This window comes from Dietzia sp. Cai40 (assembly GCF_014145165.1).
In the GTDB taxonomy this organism is placed as follows: Bacteria; Actinomycetota; Actinomycetes; order Mycobacteriales; family Mycobacteriaceae; genus Dietzia; species Dietzia natronolimnaea.
The window spans coordinates 20,107-27,037 of the sequence record NZ_JAALEB010000064.1 but is presented as its reverse complement, the minus strand read 5'-3'; the positions used below and the strand labels follow the sequence as shown (position 1 = coordinate 27,037).

General features: G+C 70.3%; 6 protein-coding genes. 4 read left to right on the top strand and 2 right to left on the bottom strand.

What is annotated here, in order from left to right:
* Positions 1-181: 181 nt before the first annotated feature.
* Complete coding sequence (gene gndA / locus G6022_RS03080) at positions 182-1,654, bottom strand: NADP-dependent phosphogluconate dehydrogenase (protein WP_179525228.1); 1,473 nt, start codon at positions 1,652-1,654, stop codon at positions 182-184.
* A 296-nt stretch (positions 1,655-1,950) separates the two neighbouring features.
* Here gndA and G6022_RS03075 point away from each other — a divergent pair, with 296 nt between their 5' ends.
* Entirely contained in the window at positions 1,951-2,715 is a 765-nt protein-coding gene (locus G6022_RS03075; protein ID WP_182616261.1) for a hypothetical protein, read from the top strand.
* Between the two features lie 174 nt (positions 2,716-2,889).
* Positions 2,890-3,306, top strand: coding sequence for a PaaI family thioesterase (locus tag G6022_RS03070; protein ID WP_182638530.1), 417 nt, complete (start codon positions 2,890-2,892; stop codon positions 3,304-3,306).
* 145 nt (positions 3,307-3,451) lie between these two features.
* On the opposite strand, the gene G6022_RS03065 is transcribed toward G6022_RS03070, so the two are convergent.
* Positions 3,452-4,876 carry an NAD(P)/FAD-dependent oxidoreductase gene (locus G6022_RS03065; protein WP_182638531.1) on the bottom strand — a complete coding sequence of 475 codons (1,425 nt, stop codon included), beginning with the start codon at positions 4,874-4,876 and terminating at the stop codon, positions 3,452-3,454.
* 224 nt (positions 4,877-5,100) lie between these two features.
* Between G6022_RS03065 and G6022_RS17110 the strand changes: the two genes are divergently transcribed.
* Positions 5,101-6,441 carry a class I SAM-dependent methyltransferase gene (locus G6022_RS17110; RefSeq protein ID WP_182690995.1) on the top strand — a complete coding sequence of 447 codons (1,341 nt, stop codon included), beginning with the start codon at positions 5,101-5,103 and terminating at the stop codon, positions 6,439-6,441.
* 9 nt (positions 6,442-6,450) lie between these two features.
* The gene (locus tag G6022_RS03055) at positions 6,451-6,930 is read left to right on the top strand and encodes a nitroreductase family deazaflavin-dependent oxidoreductase (protein ID WP_182609972.1); all 480 of its coding nucleotides are present in this window, start codon (positions 6,451-6,453) and stop codon (positions 6,928-6,930) included.
* Position 6,931: the final 1 nt, after the last annotated feature.

The following is a 6,931-nucleotide window of genomic DNA, read 5'->3' as shown; positions in this document are numbered from 1 at the left end:
GTCTTGCCGGAGCCGGTCGGCGCGACCGCGAGGAGGTCGCGGCCCGCGACGGCGTCGTCGAGCGCGGCGATCTGGATCGCGCTCGCCGGGCCGTCGACGACGGTGGAGACGGCGTGTCTGACCGGGACCGCGACGCCGAGCCCGGCGAGTAGACGGCCCAGATCGGTCCGAGCCGGCCCGGTCAGGCCCGCACCTCCGTACGGTCGCCGCTCCACTGAGTGTGGAAGCTGCCCTCGCGGTCGGTCCGCAGGTACGTGTGGGCGCCGAAGAAGTCGCGCTGTCCCTGGATGAGCGCGGCGGGCAGTCGTTCGGTCCGGAGCCCGTCGTAGTAGGCCAGGGCCGCGGAGAACCCGGGCGCCGGGATACCCGCGGTCACCGCCGTGGTGACGACGCGCCGCCAGCTGTCGACGCAGTCGGCGAGCGCCTCGGCGAAGTAGGGGGCGGCCAGGAGAGTGGGGAGATCGGCGTTCTCCGCGTAGGCCTCGCGGATGCGGTCGAGGAAGGTGGCGCGGATGATGCATCCCCCACGCCAGATCGTGGCCAGGTCACCCCTCGCCACATCCCACCCGTACTCGGCGGTGGCAGCGGTGATCTGGTCGAATCCCTGAGCGTAGGCGATGACCTTCGACGCGTAGAGCGCGCGCCGGACGTCCTCGATGAACTCTGGGCCGGTGCCGCTCGGGGTCGACACCGCGCCGGAGGGCAGCGCGCGGCCCGCCTCGCGCTGCGGTACCGAACTGGACAGGGCGCGGGCGAAGACGGCCTCGGCGATACCGGTCACCGGGACTCCCAGATCCAGTGCGGACTTGACCGTCCAGCGGCCGGTGCCCTTCTGGCCCGCGCGGTCGACGATCACGTCGACCAGGGGATACCCGGTCTCGGCGTCCACCTGGGCGAGCACCTCCGCGGTGATCTCGATCAGGTAGGAGTCGAGTTCGCCGGTGTTCCACTCGCGGAACACCTCGGCCATGGCCGCAGGCTCGATCCCCGCCACACCGCGCAGGAGGTGGTACGCCTCGCCGATGAGCTGCATGTCCGAGTACTCGATCCCGTTGTGCACCATCTTCACGAAGTGACCGGAACCGTCCTCGCCGATGTGGGTGCAGCACGCGGTCCCGTCGACCTTGGCGGAGATGTCCTCGAGCATGGGCCCGACGACCTCGTAGCTGGAGGCCGGGCCACCCGGCATGATGGACGGGCCCTCGAGGGCGCCCTCCTCGCCGCCGGAGATCCCGGCGCCGATGAACCGGATCCCGCGGTCGGCCATCGCCTTCTCCCGGCGGATGGTGTCGGTGTAGAGGGAATTGCCCCCGTCGATGATGATGTCGCCCTCGTCGAACGCCTCGGCGAGGGCGTCGATCACCGCGTCGGTGGGTGCCCCGGCCTGAACCATGACGAGCGCACGTCGCGGCGACCGGAGTGCGGCGGCGAACTCCTCGATGGTCTCGGTGCGGACGAAGTCCCCGTCCCGGCCGTGCTCGTCCAGGAGAGCGTCGGTCTTGCCGGCGGAGCGGTTGTGTACGGCGACCGTGTACCCGTGGCGGGCGAAGTTCCGTGCGATGTTCGAGCCCATCACGGCGAGTCCGGTGACTCCGATGTCGGCGGTCCCGTTGGTGTCTGAGGTCGGCTGCGCGTCCTCGCGCTCAGTACTCATGTGTCTCAGAGTAGTCCACGGGTTCCCGGGCAGTGGACCTGCATCGATGGGGGAGACGGGCCGTCCGGCGGGCATCCGCGAACCTGAGTGTTTGCTGACAGGTCAGTGGTGCACTGAGTGCAACGATTGCCGGAACCGGTCCGAAACCCTTGGTTGTACGAGGTGGTGTGTTGTATCACTTATTACCGGGCCGGGACACCGGTGCACCCGCGGAACGGGGGGAAACGCGCCGCGGTGTGGCGCCGGTGTGCAGGCGGCCCGAGTGAGAAGTGATCAGCGAGGGGGAAGCAGCAGACATGACCAGCTCCATGCTGCCCACACAGATCGTGGGTACGCGCACGGTGTTCGACGACACGGTCGAGATACTCGCCGGGTTCAGACCGGGATACCCGAAGTTCTACTCGATCGCGGATCTCGGTACCCAGTCCCGCCGCCGGTGGGTTCCGCTGGAGCGTGCGGTGGACGGCGGACGTGTCGAGACGATGTTCCGCAACTACTTCGCGGAGTCCGGGGACATCCGGTTCTCGACGTACCTCGTCGCCGACGCGTTCGCCCACGGGGTGATCGGCCGGGCGGTCGCGAGCTTCGTCACCATCGGCCGGGTGTGGGACACGGGTGCGGAGAACCTCGCGGTCCGCACCGACATCGAGGGAGGGCTCGACTGGGCGGGCGTCCGGGACACCACCTTGCGACTGCTCTGTGATGATCCGTCCGCGGGATCGCCGGGGACCGTTGTCCTGCCGTGCGAGCAGGCCCTCGCGCAGTGGCTCGCCTGCCGGTCACGCATGACCCTGAGTCCGGTGTTCGACGATCTCTCCCGCGTGAGTAACTGCAGCGTCGACACCCTGTGGTCGGTGGTCGGGGAGTGCGTGCTGGGTGCCGCGACGATCGTCCCGACCTTCGCCGACACGAGTGCGGAGACCGGATACCGCCGCGGACAGCTGGTGCTGCAGGCGCTCCACGACTCCGGTCTGGCGGTACGGCGGCGCAGCGCCCTTCCGCGAACGCCCGGATCGGGACCGATCCCGGTGCGCGACAGGGGTTGGCGCTCGGTCCGCTGATCCCGCCTGACCCGGCTCGGTCCGCTGATCCCGCCTGGCCCGGCCCGGCCCGCTGGGCCCGGCTGACCTGACCTGACGCGCGTGACCCCGCACGGCTCGGCTGCGCGGACGCGGAGGCGCGGTAGCGTCGGTACCCGAATCGCCCGGACAGCCCGGGCCGGGAGAAGAGGTCCGATGTCCGACGCGGTCGAGAACGAGTTCATCCAGTTGATCCGGGGACGGTCCGGAACCGGTTTCGGCGGCGGGATCGGCATCGACTACCGGGATATCACTCCCGACAGGGTCGTGGTCTCGGTCGACATCGCGCCGCACCTGCACCAGCCCTACGGGATCGTCCACGGCGGCGTCTACTGTGCCATCGCCGAGGAGGTCGCGAGTGTGGCGGGCGCGGTGTGGCTCGGTGGTGAGGGCAAGGTGGTCGGGGTCAACAACTCGACCGACTTCCTGCGGGCCGTCACCGAGGGCACGCTCACGGCGACCGGTACCCCCGTGCACCGGGGACGCAGCCAGCAGCTGTGGCGTGTCGAGATCACCGATGACGAGGGGCGACTCGCTGCCGTGGGTCAGGTCCGGCTGGCGAACCTCCAGTAGGCCCGGTCGCCGGGCGAGAAGCCCTGTCCGGCCCGGGGCGCGCGGCGACAACCGGGGCAGAACTGCGAGAGCGCCCGGCGGGATGTCCCGCCGGGCGCTCGTCCCGGAACCGATCGACTCGCCGAACCGGCTGAGTCGTCGCGCCTCAGTCGCCGATCGACGTGGTCTCGACGGCCCGGTCGCGGGCCTCCTCCGCCGAGCGGGCCTTCTCATGGGCCGCCACGCGCTCGATGGCCTGTCGACCGTAGACCCACTGTTGCGTGGAGGTCAGCTGGGAGCGGTGGTCACCGCCCATGTGCATTCCCCAGGAGAACATGGTGGTCAGGCGGTTCTTGAACCCGATGAGGTACGCGAGGTGCACCACGAGCCACATCACCCAGGCGATGAATCCGGAGATCTCCAGCCTGCCCACCTTCACCACCGCGCTGTAACGCGACACGGTGGCCATGGAGCCCTTGTCGAAGTACTTGAACGGCGGTCGCTCGGCGGGGGACCTGCCCTTCTCGACCTCGGCCATGATCTGCTTCGCGGCGTACTTGCCGCCCTGGATGGCGACCTGTGCGACGCCGGGGAGCTTGTCGAGACTCATCATGTCGCCGACGACGAAGATCTCGGGGTGCCCGGGCAGCGAGAGATCCTTCTGCACCAGGACCCGTCCCGCGCGATCGATCTCGGCCTCCGTCTGGTCGGCGAGCATCTTGCCGAGCGTGCTGGCCTGGACGCCCGCGGACCAGATCTTGCAGGTGGCGTCGATCCGGCGGACCGAACCGTCCGGGTCCTTCACCTCGATCCCGCGCTGGTCCACATCGGTGACCATGGCGTTGAGCTGGATCTCGACGCCCATCTTCTCGAGCCGGGCCCGAGCCGCGTTGCCCAGTTTGTTGCCGAACGGCGGGAGGACGGCGGGGGCCGCGTCCAGGAGGATCACCCGGGCGGAGGCGGGATCGATACGGCGGAAGGTGTTCTTCAGGGTGTGCTGGGCCAGCTCCGCGACCTGCCCGGCCATCTCGACACCGGTCGGTCCCGCGCCCACGATGATGAACGTGAGGAGGCGGCGGCGCTCCTCGTCGTCCTCGGTGACCTCCGCCTGCTCGAAGCAGCCGAGGATCCGGCTGCGCAGTTCGAGGGCGTCGTCGACGGTCTTCATGCCGGGGGCCCAGCGTTCGAAGTGGTCGTTGCCGAAGTACGACTGATTGGCGCCGGCGGCCACGATGAGGCTGTCGTACTCGCGGTCGAACTTGATGTGACCGGCCGAGGCGTAGACCGTCTTGGCGGCCACGTCGATCTTGTTGACGTCACCGAGGATGCAGGTGACGTTCTTCTGGTCGCGCAGGATGAGCCGGGTGGGCGGGGCGATCTCGCCCACAGAGAGGATGCCGGTCGCGACCTGGTAGAGAAGCGGCTGGAAGAGGTGGTGCCCGGTCTTGGCGACCAGGGTCACGTCCACATCCGCCTTCTTCAGTTGCTGGGCCGCGAAGAGCCCGCCGAAGCCGGACCCGATGATGACGACTCGGTGCCGGCGTCCGGCCGGTGCGGTGGCGGTGACCTGGTCGTGTGCGGGCTCGGTCATGGCGGCTCCTGGTGAAGGTGAGACTGTCGTGGTGAGCGCGGGGCTCGCCGATCGGGTCCCCGGGCGGGTCACGCGCGGGAACGAGTCCCCAGGGTAGTGGTATGCGGTAGCCGGTGCACACGTAGTGGGCTCGCCGCGGTGAACGCTCCCCCCGTCGCGCCTGACCCGCCCGGGCGACGTGCGGCGGTACCGTCCCACTGACGACACCCCTGAGGAGGGACCCGGTGGTCAGACTCGAACCGCAGACCGTCGACCTCGATCGTTGGCCCGCGCTCGCGGAGCCGGACGGGATGGGCGGACAGGCCGCGGGGGAGGTCGCCCAGGCCCTGAGGAGGTCGACCAGGGACCTCGGTCTGAGGATCGACTACCCGGATTCGACGGCGGCGGGCGAGTACGACGCCCCTGTTCGAGTGGTCCTGCGGGAGCCCGAGCGCTTCTGGGCGCGCCTCGCGTCCGCCGGGGTGCTCGGCCTGGGAGAGTCCTACATGGCCGGTGAGTGGACGACAACCGACCTCGGCGCGGCCATAGGAACCCTCGGCCCGTGGATCGCGGGGAACTCCGACTGCGCCCACCCGGGTGAACGAGCCTATGGGCGCGACGGTCGCGGGAGCCCCGGTGGTGGGCGACGGCGCGGGGGACCGGTGGTGGTGGAGCTCGAGGATTCCGTTCCCGGTGCGCTCACCTCCCTCTACACCGACGAGACGATGTCGACGGCGGGCGCCGTGTTCGCCTCCGGTGCACGCACCCGTGCACGGATGGAGGACGGGACCGACGTGGTCCACCTCGAGGTCCCGGCGTCGCCCCCCCGGCGCAACGACCTGGGGGACGCCCAACGGCGGTCGGCCGACACGCTGCTCACCCTTGCCGGCGTCGGGGCCGGCACCCGGGCCCTCGTCGCCACTCCCGGGTGGGGTGAGTTGCCGATGCGGGCCGCCGAGCGCGGGGCACACGTACGGACGATGACCTCGTCGACCGAGCGCCTGGCGGCCCTCGGGTCGAGATTCGCGGCGGCGGGGCTCGACGACGAGATCACGCTCTTCCTGGGCGGGCCGGCGGACGCGCGGGGGAAGGTCGACGCGGTGGTCGCGGTCGATCCCGGGGTCACGGCGGGTGTCGCCGGATACGCGGAGGTCCTGGACGCGGCTGAGAGGCTGCTGGTTGACGGCGGCAGGCTCGCGATCGCCGCGGTGGTGTCCCCGGAGCGCCCCCGACCGGCGGTCGTCGAACTCGCCGCGTGGGGCTCGAGGTACGTCTCCGAGGCGGGCCCCGTGGTGCCCTGGTCGGAACTGGTCTCGGCCGTCGACCGCTCTCCGCGGCTGCGTCTGCTGGGGCGGATCGAGGCGACGTCGCACCACGCCGAGACGGTGAGGTTGTGGTCCGAGACGTTCGCCCTCCGGGGGCGGGACGCGGCGGCACTGGGGTTCGACGCCGTGTACCGGCGCATGTGGGCGTTCCATCTCGCGGCGCTCGAGGCCGGGCTGCGCAGGGGGTGGCTCGAGTCCGTCCAGGTGGTCGCCACGGCGAAAAGCACCCTGACCCACCTCGACGGTCCGCCCACGTCCTAGGGTTCGTTCATGAGCAACTTTCTCACCCCGATCGCGATCTGGTTCGGACGTCAGGACGCGACGCGGGAGAACTCCCACCTCGTGGTGACGGTCGACAAGTGGATGAACAGGATCTCCGGTGGCCGCGTCCCGCTGCTCCGGGTGGCGGGGCTGCCCACGCTCACGTTGCACGTCCCGGGCAGGAAGTCCGGTGAGCCGCGCGACACCCCGCTGCTGTTCGCATCGTGGCGCAACGGCCTGGTGGTCGTCGGCTCCAACTGGGGGGGCGAGAAGGCTCCTGCGTGGGTGCACAACCTCCGCGCGGCGGGGGAGGGCGAGGTCGACGTGTCGGTCTACGGCGCCAGGCTCACCGTGGACGTGCGGGAGGTGGCCGAGGACGAGCGGGCGTCGGCCTGGGACGCCGCCGTGAAGGTGTGGCCGAACTACGAGATCTACGCCACCCGCACGACCAGGCACCTGCCTCTCTTCCACCTCACGCCCAGGCTCTGAG

Coding starts and splice junctions, on each gene's coding strand:
- G6022_RS03055 (WP_182609972.1), top strand. CDS start 6,451: ATGAGCAACTTTCTCACCCCGATCGCGATCTGGTTCGGACGTCAGGAC.
- G6022_RS03065 (WP_182638531.1), bottom strand. CDS start 4,876: ATGACCGAGCCCGCACACGACCAGGTCACCGCCACCGCACCGGCCGGA.
- gndA (WP_179525228.1), bottom strand. CDS start 1,654: ATGAGTACTGAGCGCGAGGACGCGCAGCCGACCTCAGACACCAACGGG.
- G6022_RS03070 (WP_182638530.1), top strand. CDS start 2,890: ATGTCCGACGCGGTCGAGAACGAGTTCATCCAGTTGATCCGGGGACGG.
- G6022_RS03075 (WP_182616261.1), top strand. CDS start 1,951: ATGACCAGCTCCATGCTGCCCACACAGATCGTGGGTACGCGCACGGTG.